We start from the raw sequence: 22,835 nt of genomic DNA, 5'->3' as shown, positions 1-22,835 counted from the left end.
GTTATCCCAGTCTTACAGGCAGGTTACCCACGTGTTACTCACCCGTCCGCCGCTGATATCAGGGAGCAAGCTCCCATCAATCCGCTCGACTTGCATGTATTAGGCACGCCGCCAGCGTTCGTCCTGAGCCAGGATCAAACTCTCCGATAAAAGTTTGAATAGCTCTTTAAAAATAAATCTAGAATTAACGTTGACGTATTGTCTTGTTTTGTTCAGTTTTCAAGGTTCAATGTGTAAGCGCTTCGTTTAAGCGACTTTTTTATCTTATCAAGTTGCCTTCATATTGTCAACAACTTTTTCATTTTTTTAAGTCGCCACTGACCGCTCGTTGCCGTCGTTCAGCAGCGACATTTACTAATATACCAAGGTAGCAGATTGAAGTCAACGAAAAATTAATATTTTACTATAATTATTTTGCTGCACGGTAATAACGGTGATAAATCCCTTGTCCTTTCGTCTCTACATCGACGATTTCAACAAATCCCTTATCCGTTAAATATTCAATGAGCATACTTAAATCCACGGAGTAGTGTCTCGCTTCTGAATGATTAAGAAGATCCTGGAACGTCCAGTGTTCCTTTTGGGCAAGGATATCCAATAGATGTTCAGTGGAAACCTTCGTTCTTGAATGGATGAGAAACTCGCTTGCCAAGAACAAGAGCTCCAGCCGTTTATCGATTTCTTCATCACTGGTAACGAGTTCTTCATACAATTTATAAATCTCGGGTTCTATTTGCTTGACCTGGTTCCAAACGGTTACCTCTGGATGGAATCCATTTTCTATGACTGCCAGTCTCGCTAAATGATGCAATGAGTGGACAATGTGATTGTAAGCATCCAAATAATGTTTGCTTTCAAAGAATTCTTTACCGTCCATATAACGGCGAATCAATTTGGCAAATTCCATGCCCATTTTGATCTTTCTGCCATAGAAAGGGAAGTCCCGTAACTCCGTTTTAAGATTCTGGATAAACTCATTGCGATCAAACAGGACTTTTCCATTGAACAGCCAATCGATCACTTTCCGGTTTGATCCGAGTAAAATCCACTCGTTCAGCTTGGCTTCTGTCACGATATGTAACGCTGCCTTTTGTTCTTTATAAGAATAGTGCTTGATGAATACCGGCTCTTCCGCTTCCTTCACAATCAGGAAAAGGACAATATCAAAAGTATCCGTCAACGGACTTGATTTCTTGCTTTGTTCTATTAGAAGCGCTCCTAAAGTATTGGGGTGACTTGTACGCTCTTGGTATATCGGTCGTAAAATGTCTTCCATTTCATACTCCTCCACATCACTCATTGGTTGGTTACTATTTCGACATTCAAAGAGGATTTCCTTCTCTGAATATAGTCATTTTTCGACAAAATGGTTTCGTATCCCTCTACTGTCAACAAATATGGTATAGTACTTTTTTAGGGGGGACAAACAAATGGCTAAGAAATATTCAAGTAAGATCAATAAAATCCGTACGTTTGCCTTAAGTTTAGTTTTCATCGGATTTATCATTATGTACGTCGGTATATATTTTAGAGAACATCCATGGATCATGACAACATTCATGCTGCTGGGTTTTCTGGGAATCATCGGAAGTACGGTTGTCTACTTCTGGATCGGGATGCTGTCTACGAAGGCCGTACAGGTGACATGCCCCAATTGCGGTAAGGTCACCAAGGTCCTTGGACGAGTAGATATGTGCATGTACTGCAACGAGCCCTTGACCCTTGATCCGAACCTTGAAGGTGAAGAATTCGATGAGGACTATAATAAAAGGAAAAGATAAAGCTGAATGAGAAAAGACCTTCAACGGGGACCCGACCCCCAAAAGTTAGAGTAGAAAACTAACTTTTGGGGGTGTTTTTATGGCTAAATATAGTGAGGAATTTAAAGAAAAGCTTGTGATCGAGTATTTGTATGGGAATCTTGGCTATAAATTATTGGCGAAAAAATATAATATGCCGAGTTCTACTCCATTAAAAAATTGGGTGAGCACCTATAAAAGTCAGGGGATGAAGGGGGTAAAAAGGAAAAGAAAGAATAGGGCGTATTCTGTTCAATTTAAAGTAGATGCTGTAAAATTTACTTTAACTACAGGTGCTTCTTATTCAGAAACGGTTAAGCAATTCAATTTGACCAACCCTGCCTTACTTGCACGATGGGTGAAAGTATTTCGCGAACAAGGGGTAGAAGGCCTGAAAACAAGATCAAAGGGGCGTCCTTCTATGTCTAAGAAACCCAAGAAATCCAATAAAAAAGAGGAAGCAACGTTAACACGTGAAGAAGAATTAGAACGTGAGAACGAGCTACTGAGGCTAGAAAATACGTATCTAAAAAAGTTGAAAGCTTTTCGGGAGAATACGATTGCCTATCGCGAAAAGCACAAGCAAAGCTGGCGCTCGAAATCAAACAGGAAGGATTTCGACTAAAGGATGTTCTCGTGGTCGTTGATATTCCTGAAGCAACCTATCATTATCATGTAAAAAACGTTGGGAAAGAGAATGCTGAAACAAAACTGAAAGAGCTCATCACAGACCAATTTAAGCAGTCTCATGAACGATATGGATATAAACGGATTACGAAAGAATTAAAGAAATCAGGTCATCAAGTTAACCATAAAAAAGTGTATCGCATCATGAGAGAACTAGGTTTAAAGTGTGTAAAATTCATGCGCAAATCCCGTAAATATAATTCGTATAAGGGAAAGGTCGGGAAGGTAGTGAAAAACCGATTAAACCGACGTTTCAGCACATCGGTCCCCCTTCAAAAATTGGTGACCGATATTACCGAATTCAAATGTCTTGGAGATAGAAAATTGTATTTGAATCCGATTCTAGACCTTTATAATGGAGAAATTCTTGCGTTTGACATCAAGCAGAAACCAACATTAGATCTCGTCATAGAACCGTTGAAAAAAACGATCGAAATCGTCAAAAAACACGCCACCTATCGCACCACCATCCATTCTGATCAAGGCTGGCATTATCAACACAACCAATGGGTCAAGACATTGAAAGAAAATAAAGTATTTCAGAGTATGTCACGTAAAGCGACCTGCGCAGACAATGCTTCCATGGAAAATTTCTTTGGCATTTTAAAACAGGAAATGTATTATGGGGAACGATTAGTGAGCTATGAAGAATTAAAAAAACGGATTGAAGACTATATCCACTGGTACAACCACAAACGATCAAAAGAAAAATTGGCAGGATTAAGTCCAGTGGAATACCGAACTCAATCCTGCCAATCAGCTGCATAATAAAAACTCTAACTTTTGGGGGTTAGCACCCAACGGAAGGTCTTTTTTTTGAGGGCAAAAATAAAAGAATGGTCCTAAATTAGAACCATTCTTATCTAATGTGTCTCCTTAACAGAGCAGTCAGTGCATGTTCCGTAGATTTCCATGCGGTGGTTGTTCACCTTGAATCCAGTGACATGGGAAGCCAGCTGTTCGACTTCATCAAGTCCCGGGTAATGAAAGTCAACGATTTTGCCGCAGCCATCGCAAATGACATGATAATGATCCGTCGTCACAAAGTCAAAGCGACTGGATGCATCCCCATACGTCAGCTCTTTCACTAAACCTACTTCACGGAATACACGTAAATTATTATAAACAGTCGCGACACTCATGTTAGGGAATTTTCCTTCGAGCGCTTTATATATGTCATCGGCAGTTGGATGGGCCATTGAATCAATGAGATACTCTAATATCGCATGACGTTGAGGAGTGATACGGACTCCCGTTTCCTTCAATGTCGAAATTGCTTCTTTCAATTGTCCTTCTTCAGACATCGTCATGCACCTCTTTTCATAAGAATTATTATTTTATAATGTTTATAAATAGTGTACTAATCAACGGTCCCTTTTGTCAATCTTTCACCCTGTTACTCGTGGAGGTTTTTCTCCTGCTCCCCAAGCTGCTGGTTGATGTATCTCCCTGCTACGAACAAGTAATCGGAAAGCCGGTTCAGGTAAGAAAGGACCAATGGATTGATGTCTTCATCAATTCCTACAGCTTCTCTCTCAGCTCTCCTGACAATCGTCCTTGCAGTATGCAGGGCTGCACCTGCCGGCTGACCACCGGGAAGGATGAAGTTTCGTAGAGGTGTGAGAGATCCATCCAGGAAATCGATTTGATCTTCCAACTCTTTGATATGTGTTTCATCAAGCTTCCATTTCACTTCTTTTCCAGCAGGAGTGGCAAGTTCTGCCCCGACATGGAACAGGATCGTTTGCACCTTGTGAACAAACTCTTCGAATTCTTCTTTACCATCAAAGTATTCAGCTTTGATATAACTTAGACCAAGACCAATCATGGAGTTCGCTTCATCGCAAGTTCCGTAGGCCTCTACCCGTTGATCCTTTTTGGATACCCGTGTTCCGTATACTAGGGAAGTCGTCCCTTTGTCTCCCGATTTTGTATAAATCTTCATGTTAATAACCCCTCTCTGTATCGATCACGTTAATAAAGTTTTCCCTCTTCTTACTATATGTAGATAAATTCTTTTTAAAGATTTCAAAGGCCCTTGGCATATACTTTTTTGTAATGCTTGATAGGTGAGGTGTCACCGTGATCCCTTCCGTCTTCCAAAATGGATGATTTTCAGCTAACGGCTCTTGATCAAATACATCCAGATACATATGTTGTATCAACTTCTTGTTCATCGCTTCAAGAAGGATCGATTCTTCAACAAGATCACCGCGACCAATATTGATGAATACAGCTGAATCCTTCATCTGTTCAAAATGGTCAATGTCCAATATTCCTTTGGTTTGACTCGTACTTGGCAGTACCGAAACAATGTAATCGGCTTTCGGAAGTTGATCCGTGAAGGTCTCCAAAGTGAACATACTGTCAAAATGCTCCGAGGGTAAACCGGTAGAATTCACTCCGCTTACGTTCATTTGAAACGCCTTTGCCAGTCTCGCAATTTCCCCTCCAATGGCCCCTGCTCCAAGAATAAGAAGAGATCCTTCATGAAGTTCAGTGGTAGGTAACCTTCTGCTCCACACGGCATCTTTCTCCTGTTCCCAAACTGACTGAAGCTGTTTCGCATGCTGAAGCATCAAGCCGATTGTGAACTCAGCCATGGGGATCTTGTGGATTCCCCTTGCATTGGTGACGAGGATCCCCCTTCTTTTGATCGCTTCAAACGGCATTTTTTCAAGTCCCGCTGAAGTAACCATGATCCATTTGCATTTCTTGCTTCTCTCAATATGATCACTCGTTAAATCTTCCCCCATTGTGACGATCACTTCTGCATTGGGAAGCTCACTTTCCGCTTGACTGATTTTTTTATAAAAAAGGAACTCAACCCCGGGGAAGCTATTCGTTAAATCTGAAACGAATTCTTCCTTCGGTTGAAATGTAACGATGATTTTCATGTAGCTGCCTCCCATCCCTATTGCCCATTATTTTACCATATAGGAGAGGATTCCCCCTAGCTTTGAGCATCTCTTTGAGCATAAAAAAAAGAGGATCGACCTGGTCGATCCTGCTACACGGATGAGACTGACTTATTTGAGGAGGTTGCCCTACTCTTACTATATGTCCTTCCAGCCTTTGTGAATGGACAAAAGCCTCAAGCCCGTTAAAATAGGCTTGAAAATAGGCTTAGGACAGGTTGTCTTGAATATACTGAAGAGCCTCTTCTACATGTCCCTTCACTTTCACCTTCCTCCATTCCTTGGAGAGGTTTCCATCCTTATCGATAATGAAGGTAGAGCGCTCGATACCCATGTATTCTTTCCCGAAGTTTTTCTTCAGCTTCCACACTCCGTATTCTTCCGCCACTTTATGATCTTCATCCACAAGCAGAAGGAACGGCAGTCCATGCTTGTCTACAAACTTTTCATGTTTATCGACGGGGTCCGGGCTCACTCCAAGGATAACGGCATCAAGATCTTCAAAGTTCTCATGCTGATCCCTGAAATCACACGCTTCTGTTGTACACCCTGGCGTCATGTCCTTTGGATAAAAATAAAGGACGACGTTTTTCCCTTGATAATCGGAAAGCTTCACCTTTTCTCCATTGCTTGCGAGTAATTCAAATTCAGGTGCTTTTTGACCAACTGTCATACATCTTCCCCTCCTAATGGTTATCGTTCTCACTTTAGCGTACCCAATAGGAGGGAAAAACTCAAACCATACGCTACTTGTTCTCGTAGTGTAAGAAGGACTTCACGACAAAGGCTGCCGGTATCGTATAACCAAGCCAGGACTCGATAAGGGCAATCCCTCTTCCGATCCCCACAGGGGTTACATCTCCATATCCAACCGAGAAGAGGGTAATGCCACTGAAATACATCGTCGTAAAAAAATGATCGAGGAAGTCCCCCGAGAGAGGTCTCCCCGCCTCGACGAGAATCTGGATGCCCTCGATCTCAAGGAGCATAAACAATAACCCGAACCCGATCATAATCGTGATGTAACACATTCCCAAGAAAAGAAAATGATGCAGTGAAACATGGTGTTCCTTCCATCTTGAAGGATAAAATAATGCCCTCAGGCTCATAACCATGCAAAACAGAATAAAAAATCCAATGATATAAAGCATGTACATACCCTCTTTTTTTCTGCTTGTCTTAGTATATGTACGCTTTTCATCGTGGAATCATTCTAGTTACCTGCACCTCTGTACCGCTTCACTCCCTCATTCCAAAGAACGATGGAGAAAACAAAAAATCCGATTCCGACAAATGGAGTCAGGAACGAATACGGATACCATTCCGTCTTCTCAAGGAAAAAGGCAGATGGATATACGCCAACGAACGCAAAGGGAAGGATCCAGGTCAGTACAAATCGGATGACGCTATTGTAAATATCAACGGGATATCTTCCATAGTTTCCGATATTGTACATCATCGGCATGATGGACGTTTTCGCATCCGACCAGAAGCCAATGCTTGCGAGAGCAATGAAGATCCCTGCATAAACGAGGGCACCACCTAACACAAATACGAGGAATAAAACCGGCTCATACCATTCAAAGGTGATATCAAGCCTGCCACCTGCATAGTACATGACCGCCAATCCCGTAATGACGCCGAAAAGGGACTCAAGCTCCATCCGCTCCAATATCACTTGAAACAAACTGTGGATCGGTCTCGTCAGGATCCGGTCGAACTCCCCCTTCACTACATACCGGTCGTTAAAGTCCCAGATATTGAAGAAGGAACTGAACAAGGCGAAAGGTACAAGAAAAAATCCATAGATGAATATAATTTCATCCCTTGTCCACCCGCTCAACAGCTGTGTGTGACCGAAAACAACTAAAATGAATACGAGATTAACAGCTTGAAATAATAAATCTGATAATATCTCTACGATCAGATCAGCCCGGTACTGCAGTCTGATCTTCATGTATTGGGCGACGTATTGAAAAAACATCTTCACATAAAACATCGGTCACCCTCCTTGTATGATCATTTGTTTTTTGGCCATGACCCAAAGTACTTTGATCGGTATGAGGAGAAGCAACGACCAAAGACCCTGCATCATGATCGCGTTGAAGGCTTCCGACGTTGAAAAGCCATTCGTGAAAATCATGCTCGGGACATAGCTGATACTCTGAAACGGCAAGTACTCCATCACATTTTGGGCCCACAGGGGGAAAAAGTGAATCGGAAGGAGAAGTCCCGAAAATAAATCGATGACAACCCGTTTCGCCCGGATGAGACCATCGTTATTAAATAAGAAAAAGGTTGTGATTCCTGTCAGCAAATTGATTTGAGTATTGATGATGAAGCTGAATAGAATGGAAATCGCGAATAAACCGATCGTGTCAAAACCTGTACCGATTTGAAGCGGGAAAACGAGGCTCACAATGATCATTCCCGGGAATGAGAAAAACACCAAGCGGAAGACTCCCTCACCGAGTCCCTGCATCGTTTTCATACCAAGGTAGTTATACGGACGGATGAATTCAACGGCCACTTTCCCCTCTTTGATTTCCTGCGCAATTTCACGATCGATATTATTAAAGTAAAAGGCCCTTGCCATCCATGAAACGGCGACATATGTCGTCATCTGAATGATCGATAATCCTTCAATATCCTGCTTCCCACCGTAAATGGCCTGCCACAAGAAATAGTAAGCCCCGATATTGATACTGTAAATCAAAATTCCACTATAATAATTCGTGCGGTAGGCAAGCATCATCAGAAACCGGATGCGAATCATTTCGATATACTTAGCCATGATGCCTCACCCCACACACGTACAGACATTTCATGGTTTTTATTCCACAGCTCATCTTGTCACAGCCCCTTTTTCATAGATGTTGCGGATAATTTCCTCAGTGGTCGTTTCTTCTATCTTCATATCCTTCACTTTGAAATTTGCCACGACATTCGTGATGAGCTGCGAGATGACTTCTTCATCGGCTTCCGTTATAGCAGCATAGGATTGCTTTTTCTCATCAAAAGACCAGGAGATATTCTCATTTTTAGTAAGGTCGGATAAAGCCGACAGAGAGGTTCCATCAAGGAATTGAAAGACGACTTCTTTCTGATCTCCCCAGTTTTCTTTCAGCCGACTCAGTTCACCATCGTAAATGATCTTTCCTTCATCCAGCATCACGACCCGTTCACACAGTGCTTCGATATCGGATAAGTCATGGGTCGTAAGCAATATGGTTGTGTTGTATTTCTCATTGATTTCCTTTAGAAACTGACGGATTTTCAATTTCACAAGGACATCCAACCCGATTGTCGGTTCATCCAGAAAGAGAAGGGGTGGATTGTGAACAAGTGCTGCGGCAAGTTCACATCTCATCCGCTGTCCCAGGGATAATTTACGGACTGGCTTGTCCAGGAGCGGAGCGATATCCAGGGTTTCAATCACATGATCCATATGCTCTTTGTATTGCTGGTCCGGTACTTTATATACCTTTTTCAGTAGTTGAAAAGATTCCTGCACGGCAATATCCCACCAGAGCTGTGAACGTTGTCCGAAAACGACCCCGATCGTCTGGACAAACTTTTCACGATCCCGGTGAGGATTCATTCCATTTACGGTTATATCTCCCCCGGTCGGAGTCAAGATCCCGGTCAACATCTTGATGGTCGTCGATTTACCCGCTCCATTTTCACCGATGTAGCCGACCATCTCACCCTGCTTCACATTAAATGAAATATCATTCACAGCAGGGACGACTTTATAATTACGCGTAAACAAATCCCTGAAGGCCCCCTTCAGCCCCGAACGGCTGGAAAAGGCTTTGAATTCCTTACGCAAATGATTCACTTCAATTGCATTCATCTTGCGTCCTCCTAAATTCCTAAAAAATAGATTTCTCTTTAACAAACAAAGAATAGTGTACCACAGTGATGCCCCTCTATTTGAACAGTCTGCTTAAAAATGAGGGTCCCCATTGATTCCCTATTTGCTAAAGTGGAAAAGGCCGTACTACAATAGAAGGGTAGTTCATAGACAAATACACATTTACCGGGAGGAAAACATGAAATTCACTGAATCAGAAACTTTACATACAGAAGCATTGGAACATATCGTCGGAGGCGTAAACAGCCCGTCCCGTTCCTATAAAGCGGTTGGCGGCGGATCCCCCGTTGCCATGGAAAGAGGAAAAGGCGCCTACTTCTGGGACGTGGACGGGAACAAATACATCGATTACCTGGCAGCATACGGTCCGATCATAACGGGACATGCCCACCCGCATATTACAGAAGCGATCACAAGAGCTGCAGAAAACGGGGTCCTTTACGGAACTCCTACGCGCCATGAAGTGAAATTTGCGAAAATGATCAAGGAAGCCATGCCTTATATGGACAAAGTCCGCTTCGTCAATTCAGGTACCGAAGCCGTGATGACGACCATCCGTGTGGCGAGAGCCTATACAGGTAAGGACAAAGTCATCAAGTTCGCCGGCTGTTACCACGGTCACTCGGATCTGGTGCTTGTTGCAGCAGGTTCCGGCCCGTCCACCCTGGGAACGCCTGATTCTGCAGGTGTCCCAAAAAGCATTGCCCAGGAGGTCATCACCGTTCCATTCAACGACATCGAGCCATTTAAAGAAGCGATGGAGAAATGGGGAGATCAAATCGCCGCTGTTCTTGTGGAACCGATCGTCGGGAACTTCGGGATCGTGGAACCGAAGGAAGGCTTCCTCGAGCAGGTGAATGACATTGCCCATGCCTCTAATTCCCTTGTCATCTATGATGAAGTCATCACGGCATTCCGCTTTACATACGGCGGTGCCCAGGACATGCTGAAGGTAAAACCGGACTTGACTGCTCTTGGAAAAATCATCGGCGGGGGGCTGCCGATCGGAGCCTACGGCGGAAAGAAAGAAATCATGGAACAGGTGGCCCCACTTGGTCCTGCCTACCAGGCTGGAACGATGGCCGGTAATCCCGCCTCCATCCTTTCAGGAATAGCCTGTCTTGAAGTATTAAAAGAAGAAGGCGTATACGAGAAATTAGATCAACTCGGGGAAATGCTTGAAAAAGGTATTTTATCTGCAGCAGAAAAGCATAACACCCCAATTTCCATCAACAGGCTGAAGGGTGCCCTCACTCTCTACTTTACAACTGAAAAAGTGGAGAACTATGAGCAGGCGGAAGCAACGGATGGAGAGATGTTTGCGAAGTTCTTCAAACTCATGCTTAACCAGGGCATCAATCTTGCTCCATCTAAATATGAAGCATGGTTCCTGACAACGGCCCATACAGAAGAGGATATCAAGGTGACACTCGAAGCTGTAGACCGCGCCTTTGCACAACTGTAAACACAATCAAAAGACTGCATGCCAAAAGCTTGCAGTCTTTTTTTGATGAAGAATACTAATCCTCTACCTTTTTGCATAGGGATGAAAGTTGTGGTAGAACGATTGTTTAATCCCTTTTTTAAAGTAATTCGTAAAAACTTATTCGAATTTGCCTATTGATATTACTTGTAAGTACATGTATAGTACAGTATTGTTTATTAATAAGTTACACAAGAAAGGATTCTAATTCCATGAAACTTGGTGCTCGCATCCTTAAAACGGGAATTGCGATTGTATTAGCTTTACTTGTATCCCAGTTGCTCGGCATACCTTCACCAGTGTTCGCGGGAATCGCGGCGGTATTTGCCGTCCAGCCCACGATTTATCGTTCTTATCTATCCATCATCGAACAAATTCAGGGAAACCTGATCGGTGCCGGGATTGCCGTCATCTTTGTATTATTATTCGGAAGCAATCCTTTGATTGTCGGTCTTGCTGCTGTTATCGCCATTGCTATTATTCTTAAATTAAAGCTGCAGAACACGATCGGTCTGGCGCTGGTGACGATGATTGCGATCATGGAAGTGACGGATCAGGACTTCATCCAGTTTGCATTCATCCGATTCTCGACGATCATGATCGGTGTCTTCTCATCGTTTCTTGTGAATCTCGTCTTCCTGCCTCCAAAATACGAAACCAAGCTTTATCATAAAGTATCCGATTCAACGGAGGAAATCCTGAAATGGATCAGGCTAAGTATGAGGCATGCAACAGAGTTCCATCTTTTAAAAAAGGACCTGGAACGCATAAAAGAAAAGTTGATAAAGGTCGACCAACTGTATCTTCTCTATAAAGAAGAACGAGATTATTTCAAGAAAAATTCAATTGTCAAAAGCCGGAAGCTCGTGATCTTCAGACAAATGATATCTTCAACCAATCGGAGTTTTGAAATATTGAAGCGCCTCAACCGCTATGAAAATGAAATCTATCAATTGCCCGACGACTTGCGTGGCGTCATAAAAAATCAACTTGATTGTTTACTGACCTATCATGAGCAATTACTGTTGAAGTTCCTTGGCAAGATGCATCCCCATGCAGAATCAGAAGCCCAGCAGGATGTATGCCTGCACCGTAAAGAGCTGATGAAGATCATGCTGGAAGAAGTCAATCATCATACTAAGGATGACAACATCCATAATTTTCACCTGCTTCATATTTTCTCTGCCATTTTTGAATACGATGAGCATCTCGAGCACTTGGAAAAACTGATTACAAGCTTTCAGTCGTATCATAAAGACGATAACGAAGTAATGATCGGGGAAGAAGAAGAATAAATGGGAACGGAGCAAAGGATGATGTCCTTTGCTCCGTTTTTAGTTAGTTTTTCATTTTTGGATCAAGCGCATCCCGAAGTCCGTCCCCCATCAGGTTGAATCCTAACACAGTCAGCATGATGGCAAGTCCAGGGAAAATCATCGTCCATGGTGCCTGAAGCATATACTGCCTTGCATCGGATAACATTTTCCCCCATTCAGGTTCCGGCGCCTGAGCTCCGAGACCCAGGAAGCCAAGTGCTGCCGCTTCAATGATGGCAGTCGCAATGGCAAGTGTCCCCTGTACGATGATCGGAGCCATACTATTCGGGAGAACGTGACTGAAGAGAATCCGAACATCGCTCATCCCGATCGCTTTTGCAGCCATGACGTACTCTTCCTGCTTTACACTCAGTACCCGTGAACGGATGAGTCGACCGAAATTCGGAATATTGATGATGGCGATGGCAATCAAAGCATTTCGGAGTGACGGTCCAAGAGCTGCCACAACCGCGATTGCGAGCAGGATACTTGGGAATGCAAGCATGATGTCAAAGACACGGGAGATGATCGTATCAACCCATCTGCCATAATAACCCGCTACGATCCCCAGTAAACTTCCTACCACGGAAGAGCCGATGACGGCGAAGAAACCGACCCATAATGAGATACGCGCTCCATGGATGATCCGCGATAAAATATCCCTTCCAAAGTCATCCGTCCCTAACCAATGTTCTGAGGACGGTGCCTGCAGCCTTTTCGATAAATCCTGTTCATTGATCCCCTGAGGTGCAATGAGTGGTGCTGCAATAGCCAAAACGACAAAGAAAAGAACGATACAAAATCCGACTAAAGCAATTTTATTCTTTGTGAAGCTTTTCCAGGCTTCCTTCCAGGGAGAGACCGTTTCTTCTTCCAAAGAAGGATGAAGCTCCTTTTGCGGTTCTGCTAATTCTGCCATGAGAGTTCACCTCTTTCTTCATTGATGTTAGTTGTATTTAATTCGTGGATCGACAGCCGCATACAGTAAGTCGACAATTAAGTTAATCGTGACAAAGATCGTGGCAACGACCAGGATTCCTGATTGAACGACTGGATAATCACGGTAACCGATCGCTTCATAAATATATCGTCCGATTCCAGGCCAACCGAAGATGGTTTCCGTCAGGATTGCTCCCCCAAGGAGAAGGCCCATTTGTAAACCAATGACTGTCAGCACCGGGATGATGGCATTTTTCAAAGAATGCTTATATACGACCCAGAACATTTTCAATCCCTTCGCACGAGCTGTACGAATATAATCCGAACGCATGACTTCCAACATACTCGAGCGTGTCATCCGGGCAATGATGGCCATCGGGATGGTTGCTAATGCAATCCCCGGCAGGATGATATGTTTCAAAACGTCACCAAGCTGATCGAACCGTCCTTGCATGATCGTATCGAGAATATAGAAGTTGGTTATGGAATCAACGGGATTCCGTATATTCTCCCTTCCTGTTGTAGGCAGGATGTCAAGCTGAATACCGAATGTCCATTGCTCCATCAATCCTAACCAGAAGATCGGCATGGAAACACCGATAAGGGCCAGGATCATAGCCGTATAATCGAACCAGGAGTTTTGGAACCACGCACTGATGATCCCTGCATTCACTCCTATGACAATCGCTATGATGATGGCGACGATGGCAAGCTCAGCTGTAGCGGCCAGATAAGGCCAGATTTCGGTTGAAACTTCCGTCTTCGTTCGCAGGGAACTTCCTAAATCCCCGGTCAATAATCCTTTTAAATAATCAATGTATTGGATATACCAGGCATTATCGAGACCCAGTTGATCTCTTAATGCAGCCACGGCTTCTTTCGTCGCCTGCTGCCCTAGAATGACCTGAGCCGGATCTCCCGGAATCGCACGGATGATCGAAAATACGATAAGAGTCATCCCGAGTAATACCGGAATGAGCTGAAGTAATCGACGAATGGTGTATTGGAACATCTTGTTCACCTCTCTGAGTGGAGATTCTGATTAACTAGTATTAATTTAATAAGATTGCATTGTAGCTTTTCTATTTGTCCAGCTCCAGCGGCTAGTCCCTCGAGGTCATAAGGCCAGCCCACCCAAAAGGCAAAAGGCGCCTTTCCGGTGGACTTGCCTTATGCTTGTCGCCTCTGGGCGAAGCCCTCCGCTTTTCTATGTACAAAGGGGAGAAATCGTAGATGTCTCCCCTTTGGTTTGTTGCTTATTACTCCATGTCCACAGCGCCTAACCAGTCTGAGCCGGTTGGATGCGGTTTGAAGTTTTTAAGAGCTGCACTTCCTGCAAGTAGTGGTGTAGAGTGAGCAAGTGGTACCCATGGAGCATCCTCATGGATGATTTCCTGGGCTTTCTTGTACAGTTCTTCACGTTTTCCAGGATCTACTTCTGTTTGAGCGTCGATCAGGATTTTGTGTACCTCATCGTTTTTGTAGTAAGAGTAGTTGTTGCTTCCGATATTGTCTTGGTCAAGAAGGACATACAGGAAGTTATCAGCGTCTCCATTATCCCCTGTCCAGCCAAGTAAGAATGCGTCAGCTTCTCCGTTTTTCGCTTTTTCAAGGTAAGTCGCCCACTCGTAAGAAACGATTTTGGCCTTCACTCCTACTTCAGCAAGATCCGCTTGAATCGCTTCTGCTACCTTTTGGCCGTCCGGCATGTATGGACGTGGTACAGGCATTGCCCATAATTCCATATCAAATCCGTCTTTAAGACCCGCTTCAGCAAGAAGTTCTTTCGCTTTTTCAGGGTTGTACTCATAAGCTTCGATATCATCATTGTATCCACCGATTACCGGAGGCATCGGGTTTTTCGCCATCTCAGCTTTTCCTTCGAAGAACGCATCGATGATTTCCTGCTTGTTGATGGCATAGTTGATCGCCTGACGTACTTTAGGATTATCAAAAGGTTTACGAGTTGATGTTAAACCTAAGTATCCAACGTTCATGGATGGACGTTCGAATAATTGCAGGTTGTCATCACCTTCGACTTTACTTGCATCACTTGGGTTTACACCATCGGCAAGATCAATTTCACCTGAAATCAACGCATTCAGACGAGCTGAGTTTTCAGGGATCGATTTGAACACGACTTGATCTAATTTTGGTAAATCTTTGTTCCAGTAGTCTTCATTTTTCTCGATGACGATTTTGTCATTACGCTTCCACTCAACAAATTTGAAAGGACCAGTCCCCGCATCTGTCGGCGCTTCAGCAAGTTTGTCACCCAGTTCATCAATCGCTTTCGGACTTACGATCGCGAATGGACTCATGGCAATATTTTTTAAGAATGGTGCTTGAGGACGCTTTAATACGAATTCAACCGTCATGTCGTCAGCAGCTTTCACTTCTTTGATGACATGACCTTCATCGCCCTTGAAACCGCCAAACATTGAACCGTAGTAAGGGAACTGATCTGCATTCCCGTTCATCCAGCGCTCGAAGTTCTTCACAACGGCATCTGCATTGAAATCTGTGCCGTCCTGGAATTTCACTCCCTCGCGCAACATGAATTTGTACGTTAACCCATCATCGGATACTTCCCACTTTTCAGCTAATCCCGGGTTTACTTCTGTATCCTGCTCTCCGAATTTAACAAGAGTTTCGAAGATGTTTTTCGTTACTTTAAATGATTCACCGTCAGTTACTGTTCCCGGATCAAGAGCTACAGAGTCTCCCCCGCGACCGAAGATCAGTACTTTAGGATCTCCATTATCTCCGCTTTTGCCGCCGTCTCCTGAAGATTTCTCATCTCCTCCACATCCATAAAGCGCGGATGATACGAGCAGGATGAGCAGCATTAAAATTGACCAGCTTTTTTTCCTCAACTAAATCCCCTCCTGAATATTGTTTATATAATTATGAGACTTGTCTTCTAGTAAAGATGACAAGCTACATAATGCCCTGGTTGGTGTTCCTTGAATTCCGGCACTTTTTGTTTGCATATCTCTGTTGCATGCGGGCATCTGGTGTGGAATGTGCAGCCGCTCGGTGGATTGGACGGACTCGGGATGTCCCCCTGTAAGAGAATGGTTTCCCTTTTGAAATCCGGATCCGGTACCGGCACCGCCGACAGGAGCGCCTGGGTGTATGGATGAAGCGGCTTTTCATAGAGGTTCTCACTATTACTGAGCTCTACCATCTTCCCGAGATACATCACTCCTACCCGGTCGCTTATATGTCTGACTACACCCAGATCATGCGCAATGAAGATATAGGTGAGTCCGAATTCTTTCTGTAGATCCTGCATTAAATTCAAAACCTGTGATTGAATGGATACATCAAGGGCCGATACCGGCTCATCGGCTATGATAAGCTTCGGCTTTGTCATGAGAGCCCTTGCAATCCCGATCCGCTGCCTTTGCCCTCCACTGAATTGATGTGGATAGCGTTTGGCATGGTAGCTGCTCAAGCCGACGATATTGAGGAGTTCATGAACCCTTTCTTTTCTTTCCTTGGCTGAACCCATTCCATGAACCTTGAGTGGTTCTTCGAGAATCTTCTCTACCGTATGTCTTGGGTTCAAGGAAGCGAAGGGATCCTGAAAGACCATTTGCATTTCCCGGCGTACCTTCCTCATCTCCGAGTTTGATAGACTCGTAAGTTCCCGATTCTCGAAGGTCACTTTTCCTTCTGATGGGTCGATAAGTCTCATGAGCATCCTGCCCGTAGTCGATTTTCCACAGCCGCTTTCCCCTACGATCCCTAGGGTTTCTCCTTTATTCACCGTGAATGATACCCCGTCCACCGCTTTTACAGAGCTGACAGGTCGTCCGAGGATCCCCCCTGTAATCGGAAAATGTTTCTTAAGATTCTCAACCTTTAGCAACGGTTCCGTCATAAACTCCCTCCTCCACTTCATCGAACAGGAAGCATCGTGTGCAATGTCCTTGTGATGTTTCATATAATTCCGGTGTTTCCACTAAACAGCGATCGAATGCAGCATCACAGCGTGCGGCAAACCGGCAGCCTGTCTTGATTGAGCCCGGCTTGGGTACATTCCCCTGGATCGAGTGCAGCCGCTGCTGTTTGATGCGCATGTCGGGTACAGATTGTATCAACCCTTTTGTGTAAGGGTGCTGAGGGTTTTTGAAGATTTCTTCAACCGTGCCCTCTTCCACTACCTTGCCTGAGTACATGACGACGACCCGTTCGCATGTTTCTGCGACAACCCCTAGGTCATGTGTGATCAGGAGGACCGCTGTGTTCAGTTCTTTATTTAATCGCTTCATCAATTTCAATATCTGGGCCTGGATCGTTACGTCCAGTGCCGTTGTCGGCTCGTCTGCAATCAGGACGCGGGGATCACACACCATTGCCATGGCGATCATGACCCTTTGTCTCATCCCTCCGGACAATTGGTGAGGATATTCCTTGATCAATTCTTCCGATCTCGGTAAACCGACCATTTTCATGATCTCAACAGCTTTATCCCTTGCTTGCTTCTTTCCTACTTTCGTATGTATGCGTATTGCTTCGGTTAATTGATCACCTATTGTAAAAACAGGGTTTAACGATGTCATCGGTTCCTGGAAGATCATCGCTATATCATTGCCACGAATTTCTCTCATCCGTTTTTCTGATGCCTGTGTCAAATCTTCATCTTTATAAAGAATCTTGCCACCTACGATTTTCCCCGGTGGTTTTGGTACGAGACCCATGATCGACAGGGATGTCACACTCTTTCCACATCCACTTTCCCCTACGATTCCAAGCACTTCCCCTTCATTCACGTGAAAACTCACTCCATCGACTGCAGGAACTTCTCCATCATCAGTAAAAAAGGAGGTCCTTAAATCTTCCACTTTCAGTAAAGGACGCTGTTCGCTCATTCAAATCCTCCTCTTCAAAACTATCTCTCTTTTCTTAATAGTGCTTATTTTCTAAATTTTATATGTTTCTTATTATACAAGATGTTACAAATGTTGCAATCCATTTTCAGAATTTTTCTACAAGAAGTCGATATTCCCACTTCAATTCAATATATGTCCAATTGACCCTTTCATTCCTTCCATATAAAGTTATTTAGTCCTACTTTATATATGAAGCACCTGATATAAGTTTGATATATTTTTTAGAAATACAAAAAAAGTCATGACATTTATCACAGAAATCGTGATATGTCATGACTTTCATTCTTATTGGTCAAGCTGTTGTACTTGGAAGAGTTTGTAGTAATGTCCCTGCTTTGCCATCAACTCTTCATGAGTTCCCATTTCGACAACTTCACCGTGTTCCAAATGGATGATCCGGTCCGCATGGGTGATCGTGGATAAACGATGGGCCACGATAAAAGTTGTTCGATCTTTTGCCAGGATCTCAAGAGATTCCTGGATGAGGTGTTCACTCTCTAAATCAAGGGCGGATGTCGCTTCATCCAGTATGAGGATCGGCGGGTTCTTAAGGAATACCCTTGCAATCGCAACCCTTTGCTTCTGACCACCAGAAAGCTTCACGCCGCGTTCTCCTACACGGGTATCGTAGCCTTGCGGCAGTTTCATAATGAAATCATGGGCATTTGCCGCCTTTGCTGCCTCGATGACCTCTTCGTCTGTCGCTTCGGGATTACCGAACTTAATATTCATCTTAACGGATTCACTAAAAAGAATATTGTCCTGCAGTACCATTCCGATGTTGTCCCGTAATGATCTGACTTGAAACCTCCTGATGTCCGTACCATCTAAAAGGATCTGTCCATCGGTTACATCATAGAAGCGGGGTATCAGACTGACGAAAGATGATTTCCCCCCGCCACTCATCCCGACCAACGCGACGGTTTCACCCGATCTGATGTCTAAATTAAGGTTGCGGAGCACTCTTTCTTCATCTGATTCATATCGGAAAGAGACACTGTTAAACTTGATATCCCCCTGTACATTTTCACACGGAACCGCTCCCGGTTCATCATCGATATCATATTTTTCATCCATGAATTCAAACACACGGTCCATGGAAGCAATCGATTGAGTCAGGGTGGTAGATGAGTTCACCAGTCGTCTGAGCGGACCATACAGGCGGTCGATGTACGCAATGAAGGCCGCCATCGTACCAATCGTAAGATCTCCATTGATCACTTGCAGGCCGGCATATCCAATGATGATCAAAGGTGAGATATCCGTGATCGTATTGACGACCGCAAACGCTTTGGCATTCCAGCTCGTTTGCTTTAAAGCCTTCGTCAGGAAATTATGATTCTGATCCTGAAATTGCTTTTGTTCATAATCTTCAACAGCAAAGCTCTTGATGACAGCCATCCCCTGGACCCGCTCATGCAAATGACTTTGAACTTCCGCAAGCGCCTGGGAACGATCTCTCGTCAAGCCCCTTAACCTTCCGAAAAAATAGCGGACGGAGAAAGCGTAAAATGGAAAAGCAATGAGTGAGACTAGGGTGAGCGATACATCCATCGTGAACATGATCGACAGTGCGATCACAATGGTGGCCGCGTCCAGCCAAAGATTCATCAGCCCGGTGATGACGAAATTCTTCGTCTGTTCCACATCATTGATGACCCTCGAAATGACTTCCCCTGCCCTTGTATTTGAATAATACTTAAAGCTGAGTTTCTGAATATGCGAGAAAAGAAAATCCCTCAAGTCATACAGGATCTTGTTGCCCGTCCATTGTGCAAAGTACTGCCTGTAATATTCCACCGGCGGCCTCACTAGAAGGAACAGGACAAGCATGATCCCCATGATCATGAGCAGCTGACTAGTCTTCTCATCGGTTGTCAGTCCTTTAGCCCCGACGATGTCATCAATGACATATTTAATTAATACGGGGATTAACAAAGGAATGGTGAATTTGATGATGCCTATGATTAATGTACCTATGATCTGCCACTTATATGGTTTGACAAACTGGAGGTACCGTTTGATACTATCCAAGTGATTACTCCTTTCTAAGATGTGTGTATTTATTTTCCCCAATAAAAAGGGATGACCCCGTATGGAACGCAGCACTGTTCCTCTTCACATCCTGATTGGAAGTGAGCAGGTTGCTCCTTACTGGGTCAGCCCTTTGATACCTATACAATTTTTAAAGCTCCGTTATCCCCTGTGAGTCAAATAGCGCTCGTACCAGATATCAATAAAGTCAGGGGCAAATGGCCCTTTTCTTTGTCGGATCCAGCGAACAAGCTTGTCTACATTCCGCTTCAGGATATGATCGATCACATCCGGGTAACCGTATAGTTTCCGATGAGCTTCGTACTCATCTTCATCGAGCAGTGTATATGTCATATCAGGAAACACTTTTATATCCAAGTCGTAATCGATATACTTGATCGCCTCATGATCATATACAAATGGTGAACTTAAATTACAATAATAATAAATACCGTCCTCACGAATCATACAAATAATGTTAAACCATAGCTCAGAATGAAAATAGCAAATAGCCGGCTCTCGGGTCATCCATGTCCTTCCGTCTGACTCCGTCACCATCGTCCGGTCATTTCCACCGATGATCTGATTGGTCGTTCCTTTAAGGACCGTCGTTTCATTCCATATGCGGTGAATGTTTCCATCATGCTTAAAGCTATGTATTTGTACAGATTTTCCTTCAGTGGGAACCGCCATCGTATCCCCTTCTTTCATTTCAGAATTACCTTTATATATACTTGTCTATTTTATCATTATAACGTTTCCTCAGAAAATTTAAAACAAAAGGGCTATCCTTAAAGAAAATATCCTTTAAGAATGGCCCGAAATTGATCCTTATTGGGGTCTAATATAGAAATGGAAGCGGTATTTCTCCTGATTTTATGATGTGACACCGCTTTGTTCCTTTTGATAGGAACGGATCACCTCATCGGTCTGCTCTTGAAAGGTTTTCTGGATTTCCCTGAGATCCTTCTTTTTCCTAAGGATTTCCTTCTGTATTGATTCTACCTTTGTCATCTCCTGAAGTTCGATCAATTCTTCCTCCAACGCCTGGCAACGCTCTATCTCGGACTGAAGATATAATAACTTATCCATTGTATCCAACTGTACGGAAACCAACTCATTAAATCGTTGCTGCAACACTTCGACCAACTCCTCTAAACAAGCTCTCCTAACACATTCTCCCTTCGGTGCACAAACCCTTTGACTTTTTATGTCACAATCGTGGAAGTTTTGTCGATGTGAAAGTTGAAAGCTGTGGTGTCAGTTGGATATTCCAATATTTGTTAAACGACGCAATTCACGACCAGAATGACGCAATTATCATCCAAAATGACGCAATCCCCCATTTACGTGCCTCTTCAAAAGGGACATTTTACTCACCAGAAGTACTTCCTGTTCTGTAATCCGTTGAACATGCATTGATAATCAGGTAAATGAGGCAAAAATGAAAAAGCACCCATCGAAATGGGTGCTTTTTCTGTCAAGAACAATGAGATTATTGTTGTTGACCGTATTTTCCAGAAGCTTTCGCTTTGTTAGCTTCTGCTTGTTGGTTTTGTTGCTTCACGTGTTGAGCTGCTGTCGTTTCTGAAGCGAACTCAGTACCGTATTGTTGTTGCTGAGCTTGACCAGCTTGAGCGTTTTGTTGTTTCACGTGTTGAACGCTTGTACCAGATTGAGTTTTGTTTGGTTGTTTTGCCATTGTAATCACCTCCACGCTTATTAAGATAACCAAGCGTGGATTTCACTATTCGGTTAATTTCAGGAAAAACATTCCATTACACGAGAAGTGAGCGGCCACCGTCTACGATGATGGTTTGCCCTCTGATCATGGAAGAATCGTCTGAAACGAGGAACATGACAGACTTCACAAGATCATCGATTTCGACCATGCGTCCTGCAGGTGTTTTACTGCGGGCATCTTCCAGGAGCTCTTCGCGATTAGGAAAGTGCTTGAGTGCATCCGTATCGATTGCGCCGCCTGATACAGCATTTACAATGATGTCACGGGGTGCAAGTTCAACGGCAAGATAACGGGTCAATGCTTCCACGGCAGCTTTTGAAACTCCGACCGTTGTGTAATTGTCCAAATAACGGATGGACCCCAAAGAGCTGATGCTCACGATGCGTCCGCCCTTGTCCATTAATTTAGCTGCTTCCTGAGCACAGAATAACAGTGCTTTACTGTTTATATTCATCGTCCAGTCCCAATGAGACTCTTCAAGCTCCATGACAGGGCGCAATACCCCTGATGCCGCGTTGCTTACCAATACATCCAGGCGGCCGAATTCTTCTCTGATCTGTTCAAACATGGATTTGATCTTATCCACATCGCCGACATTCGCCCGGACAACAAATGCTTTCCGTCCAAGCTTCTCAACTTGTTCAGCCGTCTCGAGGGCACCTTTTTTACTACGGGCATAATTGATGACGATATCGTATCCTTTTTCTGCAAGCTGGATGGCGATTTCCCTTCCAAGACCACGGCTGCTTCCTGTTACTAATGCTACTTTTTGACTCATGTTACTTCATCCTTTCAATTTCATTTTTCCAATTGGTCCAAAGCATAAAGCGACCCTGAACACGCAAACTAATAAGAAATATCAGCTAAATGGAGGAATGAGTTATGTATGTAGGCAGAGATATGACTGAGCTTTCAATGATACCCAAAGATGAATGGAAGGAAAGCGAGCTTGCTTTCTTTCACCATTCACTACAACAAATAGTACCTTATTTGAATGCAGAAGGACAATCGATTCATCGGGAAATTATCGAAGAAATAGAAAATCGTGGCGGAATGAAGCGCGGTGAGGCCGATTATACTCATGGTACGAAAATTAGTTACGACTGAAAGGGTATGGATGAAAAGAGCAGCGGGGCA

At 43.9% G+C, this 22,835-nt stretch carries 24 protein-coding genes, 1 rRNA gene and 1 pseudogene; 6 read left to right on the top strand and 20 right to left on the bottom strand.

Annotated elements, in window-relative coordinates; translation table 11 throughout:
- Together AM506_RS15630 and AM506_RS15625 are read right to left on the bottom strand one after the other, a co-directional pair.
- Positions 1–150, bottom strand: a 16S ribosomal RNA gene (locus AM506_RS15630); the annotation flags it as partial.
- Positions 151–409: 259 nt separating this feature from the next.
- Positions 410–1,276, bottom strand: coding sequence for a nucleotidyltransferase-like protein (locus tag AM506_RS15625; RefSeq protein ID WP_060673418.1), 867 nt, complete (start codon positions 1,274–1,276; stop codon positions 410–412).
- Positions 1,277–1,430: 154 nt separating this feature from the next.
- On the opposite strand from AM506_RS15625, the gene AM506_RS15620 reads away from it, so the two are divergent.
- The 3 genes and pseudogenes from AM506_RS15620 to AM506_RS15610 form a co-directional block, all read left to right on the top strand.
- A complete protein-coding gene (locus AM506_RS15620; protein ID WP_060673417.1) occupies positions 1,431–1,781 on the top strand; it encodes a YgzB family protein in 351 nt (116 codons plus the stop codon).
- 79 nt (positions 1,782–1,860) lie between these two features.
- The gene (locus tag AM506_RS15615) at positions 1,861–2,424 is read left to right on the top strand and encodes a helix-turn-helix domain-containing protein (RefSeq protein ID WP_060673416.1); all 564 of its coding nucleotides are present in this window, start codon (positions 1,861–1,863) and stop codon (positions 2,422–2,424) included.
- A pseudogene (locus AM506_RS15610) lies at positions 2,382–3,254 on the top strand (IS3 family transposase); the annotation flags it as partial. The gene AM506_RS15615 and the pseudogene AM506_RS15610, both read left to right, overlap by 43 nt.
- Positions 3,255–3,349: 95 nt before the next feature.
- On the opposite strand, the gene perR reads toward AM506_RS15610, so the two are convergent.
- The 8 genes from perR to AM506_RS15570 all read right to left on the bottom strand — a co-directional run bounded on the left by perR (position 3,350) and on the right by AM506_RS15570 (position 9,260).
- Positions 3,350–3,790 carry a peroxide-responsive transcriptional repressor PerR gene (perR, locus tag AM506_RS15605; protein ID WP_408015249.1) on the bottom strand — a complete coding sequence of 147 codons (441 nt, stop codon included), beginning with the start codon at positions 3,788–3,790 and terminating at the stop codon, positions 3,350–3,352.
- A 92-nt stretch (positions 3,791–3,882) separates the two neighbouring features.
- On the bottom strand, positions 3,883–4,431 hold the full coding sequence (locus tag AM506_RS15600; protein WP_060673413.1) for a cob(I)yrinic acid a,c-diamide adenosyltransferase: 549 nt from the start codon (positions 4,429–4,431) through the stop codon (positions 3,883–3,885).
- A 1-nt stretch (position 4,432) separates the two neighbouring features.
- Positions 4,433–5,383: a D-2-hydroxyacid dehydrogenase gene (locus AM506_RS15595; protein WP_060673412.1), complete on the bottom strand. Its 951-nt coding sequence runs from the start codon at positions 5,381–5,383 to the stop codon at positions 4,433–4,435.
- Between the two features lie 229 nt (positions 5,384–5,612).
- Complete coding sequence (gene bcp, locus AM506_RS15590) at positions 5,613–6,077, bottom strand: thioredoxin-dependent thiol peroxidase (protein ID WP_060673411.1); 465 nt, start codon at positions 6,075–6,077, stop codon at positions 5,613–5,615.
- A gap of 73 nt (positions 6,078–6,150) precedes the next feature.
- Complete coding sequence (locus tag AM506_RS15585; RefSeq protein WP_060673410.1) at positions 6,151–6,555, bottom strand: ion channel; 405 nt, start codon at positions 6,553–6,555, stop codon at positions 6,151–6,153.
- A gap of 62 nt (positions 6,556–6,617) precedes the next feature.
- Positions 6,618–7,403 carry an ABC transporter permease gene (locus AM506_RS15580; RefSeq protein ID WP_060673409.1) on the bottom strand — a complete coding sequence of 262 codons (786 nt, stop codon included), beginning with the start codon at positions 7,401–7,403 and terminating at the stop codon, positions 6,618–6,620.
- A 3-nt stretch (positions 7,404–7,406) separates the two neighbouring features.
- Positions 7,407–8,198 (bottom strand): ABC transporter permease, encoded by a 792-nt coding sequence (locus AM506_RS15575; protein ID WP_060673408.1) that lies wholly within the window; start codon positions 8,196–8,198, stop codon positions 7,407–7,409.
- A 51-nt stretch (positions 8,199–8,249) separates the two neighbouring features.
- The gene (locus tag AM506_RS15570; protein ID WP_060673407.1) at positions 8,250–9,260 is read right to left on the bottom strand and encodes an ABC transporter ATP-binding protein; all 1,011 of its coding nucleotides are present in this window, start codon (positions 9,258–9,260) and stop codon (positions 8,250–8,252) included.
- A 199-nt stretch (positions 9,261–9,459) separates the two neighbouring features.
- Between AM506_RS15570 and AM506_RS15565 the strand changes: the two genes are divergently transcribed.
- Entirely contained in the window at positions 9,460–10,746 is a 1,287-nt protein-coding gene (locus AM506_RS15565) for a glutamate-1-semialdehyde 2,1-aminomutase (protein WP_060673406.1), read from the top strand.
- 230 nt (positions 10,747–10,976) lie between these two features.
- Positions 10,977–12,059, top strand: a complete 1,083-nt coding sequence (locus AM506_RS15560; RefSeq protein WP_060673405.1) for an FUSC family protein — start codon at positions 10,977–10,979, stop codon at positions 12,057–12,059.
- 43 nt (positions 12,060–12,102) lie between these two features.
- Here the strand turns inward: AM506_RS15560 and nikC are convergent, their stop codons facing one another.
- The 10 genes from nikC to fabL all read right to left on the bottom strand — a co-directional run bounded on the left by nikC (position 12,103) and on the right by fabL (position 22,476).
- Positions 12,103–12,999 carry a nickel transporter permease gene (gene nikC, locus AM506_RS15555; RefSeq protein WP_060673404.1) on the bottom strand — a complete coding sequence of 299 codons (897 nt, stop codon included), beginning with the start codon at positions 12,997–12,999 and terminating at the stop codon, positions 12,103–12,105.
- Positions 13,000–13,026: 27 nt separating this feature from the next.
- Entirely contained in the window at positions 13,027–14,031 is a 1,005-nt protein-coding gene (locus tag AM506_RS15550) for an ABC transporter permease (protein WP_034762595.1), read from the bottom strand.
- Between the two features lie 247 nt (positions 14,032–14,278).
- On the bottom strand, positions 14,279–15,868 hold the full coding sequence (locus AM506_RS15545; RefSeq protein WP_152968613.1) for an ABC transporter substrate-binding protein: 1,590 nt from the start codon (positions 15,866–15,868) through the stop codon (positions 14,279–14,281).
- Between the two features lie 74 nt (positions 15,869–15,942).
- Positions 15,943–16,908, bottom strand: a complete 966-nt coding sequence (locus AM506_RS15540) for an ABC transporter ATP-binding protein (RefSeq protein WP_060673402.1) — start codon at positions 16,906–16,908, stop codon at positions 15,943–15,945.
- Positions 16,883–17,899, bottom strand: a complete 1,017-nt coding sequence (locus AM506_RS15535) for an ABC transporter ATP-binding protein (protein ID WP_060673401.1) — start codon at positions 17,897–17,899, stop codon at positions 16,883–16,885. The genes AM506_RS15540 and AM506_RS15535 overlap by 26 nt, the downstream gene beginning before the upstream one ends.
- A gap of 306 nt (positions 17,900–18,205) precedes the next feature.
- On the bottom strand, positions 18,206–19,954 hold the full coding sequence (locus AM506_RS15530; RefSeq protein ID WP_060673400.1) for an ABC transporter ATP-binding protein: 1,749 nt from the start codon (positions 19,952–19,954) through the stop codon (positions 18,206–18,208).
- 162 nt (positions 19,955–20,116) lie between these two features.
- Positions 20,117–20,647, bottom strand: a complete 531-nt coding sequence (ntdP, locus tag AM506_RS15525) for a nucleoside tri-diphosphate phosphatase (RefSeq protein WP_034762875.1) — start codon at positions 20,645–20,647, stop codon at positions 20,117–20,119.
- A gap of 183 nt (positions 20,648–20,830) precedes the next feature.
- On the bottom strand, positions 20,831–21,094 hold the full coding sequence (locus AM506_RS15520) for a YgaB family protein (protein WP_082386393.1): 264 nt from the start codon (positions 21,092–21,094) through the stop codon (positions 20,831–20,833).
- Positions 21,095–21,449: 355 nt separating this feature from the next.
- Positions 21,450–21,656 carry a gamma-type small acid-soluble spore protein gene (locus tag AM506_RS15515; RefSeq protein ID WP_034762583.1) on the bottom strand — a complete coding sequence of 69 codons (207 nt, stop codon included), beginning with the start codon at positions 21,654–21,656 and terminating at the stop codon, positions 21,450–21,452.
- A gap of 76 nt (positions 21,657–21,732) precedes the next feature.
- Positions 21,733–22,476 carry an enoyl-[acyl-carrier-protein] reductase FabL gene (fabL, locus tag AM506_RS15510; RefSeq protein ID WP_060673399.1) on the bottom strand — a complete coding sequence of 248 codons (744 nt, stop codon included), beginning with the start codon at positions 22,474–22,476 and terminating at the stop codon, positions 21,733–21,735.
- A 104-nt stretch (positions 22,477–22,580) separates the two neighbouring features.
- Here fabL and AM506_RS15505 point away from each other — a divergent pair, with 104 nt between their 5' ends.
- A complete protein-coding gene (locus AM506_RS15505; protein ID WP_060673398.1) occupies positions 22,581–22,805 on the top strand; it encodes a hypothetical protein in 225 nt (74 codons plus the stop codon).
- Positions 22,806–22,835 lie beyond the last annotated feature (30 nt).

Source organism: Rossellomorea vietnamensis, assembly GCF_001305855.1.
In the GTDB taxonomy this organism is placed as follows: Bacteria; Bacillota; Bacilli; order Bacillales; family Bacillaceae_B; genus Rossellomorea; species Rossellomorea vietnamensis_A.
The sequence above is the reverse complement of the archived record's forward strand: the minus strand, read 5'-3'. Positions and strand labels throughout refer to the sequence as shown.

Bases quoted from the DNA above. Each gene is read 5' to 3' on its own strand.
- AM506_RS15615 (WP_060673416.1), top strand. From the start codon at position 1,861: ATGGCTAAATATAGTGAGGAATTTAAAGAAAAGCTTGTGATCGAGTAT.
- bcp (WP_060673411.1), bottom strand. From the start codon at position 6,077: ATGACAGTTGGTCAAAAAGCACCTGAATTTGAATTACTCGCAAGCAAT.
- ntdP (WP_034762875.1), bottom strand. From the start codon at position 20,647: ATGGCGGTTCCCACTGAAGGAAAATCTGTACAAATACATAGCTTTAAG.
- AM506_RS15620 (WP_060673417.1), top strand. From the start codon at position 1,431: ATGGCTAAGAAATATTCAAGTAAGATCAATAAAATCCGTACGTTTGCC.
- AM506_RS15580 (WP_060673409.1), bottom strand. From the start codon at position 7,403: ATGTTTTATGTGAAGATGTTTTTTCAATACGTCGCCCAATACATGAAG.
- perR (WP_408015249.1), bottom strand. From the start codon at position 3,790: ATGTCTGAAGAAGGACAATTGAAAGAAGCAATTTCGACATTGAAGGAA.
- AM506_RS15515 (WP_034762583.1), bottom strand. From the start codon at position 21,656: ATGGCAAAACAACCAAACAAAACTCAATCTGGTACAAGCGTTCAACAC.
- AM506_RS15560 (WP_060673405.1), top strand. From the start codon at position 10,977: ATGAAACTTGGTGCTCGCATCCTTAAAACGGGAATTGCGATTGTATTA.
- AM506_RS15595 (WP_060673412.1), bottom strand. From the start codon at position 5,383: ATGAAAATCATCGTTACATTTCAACCGAAGGAAGAATTCGTTTCAGAT.
- AM506_RS15585 (WP_060673410.1), bottom strand. From the start codon at position 6,555: ATGCTTTATATCATTGGATTTTTTATTCTGTTTTGCATGGTTATGAGC.
- AM506_RS15550 (WP_034762595.1), bottom strand. From the start codon at position 14,031: ATGTTCCAATACACCATTCGTCGATTACTTCAGCTCATTCCGGTATTA.
- AM506_RS15565 (WP_060673406.1), top strand. From the start codon at position 9,460: ATGAAATTCACTGAATCAGAAACTTTACATACAGAAGCATTGGAACAT.
- AM506_RS15575 (WP_060673408.1), bottom strand. From the start codon at position 8,198: ATGGCTAAGTATATCGAAATGATTCGCATCCGGTTTCTGATGATGCTT.
- AM506_RS15540 (WP_060673402.1), bottom strand. From the start codon at position 16,908: ATGACGGAACCGTTGCTAAAGGTTGAGAATCTTAAGAAACATTTTCCG.
- AM506_RS15625 (WP_060673418.1), bottom strand. From the start codon at position 1,276: ATGGAAGACATTTTACGACCGATATACCAAGAGCGTACAAGTCACCCC.
- AM506_RS15545 (WP_152968613.1), bottom strand. From the start codon at position 15,868: ATGCTGCTCATCCTGCTCGTATCATCCGCGCTTTATGGATGTGGAGGA.
- fabL (WP_060673399.1), bottom strand. From the start codon at position 22,476: ATGAGTCAAAAAGTAGCATTAGTAACAGGAAGCAGCCGTGGTCTTGGA.
- AM506_RS15505 (WP_060673398.1), top strand. From the start codon at position 22,581: ATGTATGTAGGCAGAGATATGACTGAGCTTTCAATGATACCCAAAGAT.
- AM506_RS15535 (WP_060673401.1), bottom strand. From the start codon at position 17,899: ATGAGCGAACAGCGTCCTTTACTGAAAGTGGAAGATTTAAGGACCTCC.
- AM506_RS15600 (WP_060673413.1), bottom strand. From the start codon at position 4,431: ATGAAGATTTATACAAAATCGGGAGACAAAGGGACGACTTCCCTAGTA.
- nikC (WP_060673404.1), bottom strand. From the start codon at position 12,999: ATGGCAGAATTAGCAGAACCGCAAAAGGAGCTTCATCCTTCTTTGGAA.
- AM506_RS15570 (WP_060673407.1), bottom strand. From the start codon at position 9,260: ATGAATGCAATTGAAGTGAATCATTTGCGTAAGGAATTCAAAGCCTTT.